This is a genomic window from Treponema sp. OMZ 840, from assembly GCF_050937815.1.
GTDB lineage: Bacteria > Spirochaetota > Spirochaetia > Treponematales > Treponemataceae > Treponema_C.
In genome coordinates this window covers 1-423 of sequence record NZ_JACDIJ010000053.1, presented here as the reverse complement: position 1 = coordinate 423, position 423 = coordinate 1, and the positions used below count along the sequence as shown (strand labels likewise).

General features: G+C 51.3%; 1 protein-coding gene. It reads right to left on the bottom strand.

Going from position 1 to position 423, the window contains the following annotated elements:
* Positions 1–423: IS256 family transposase (locus H0R92_RS14080; protein ID WP_432966318.1), on the bottom strand; the 423-nt coding region annotated here is incomplete at both ends.

Below are 423 nucleotides of genomic sequence, written 5' to 3'. Positions count from 1 at the left end.
CCTCTTTTTTGCCTTCCCAATTTATCGCCAGAGCAACATACAGGGCTTTGTTGACGTTCTTGCCGTCCTGTCTTGAGTTTACTCGTAAGGCATCGAGGAAAAGTATCGGGTAGGACTTCTCAAGCGGGCGATTGCGCCACTGGCGAACATCCTCAATGACTGACTCGCTCCCTCGAGAAATTAATTCCGGTGAAACTTCCACCCCATAGACATTCTGCAGGTGCCGTTGTATGTCGCGGCAGCTCATCCCGAATGAGTACATCGAGATAATCTGGTCGTTGAACAAGGGGGCACGTCTGTCGTGTTTAGGGATTATCAGCGGCTCGAATGTGCTATTACGGTCGCGCGGTACCTCGATTTCTACCGTGCTGTTGTCGTCCATGATGACTGACTTGTCCGTGTAGCCGTTTCTACTGTTGCCCG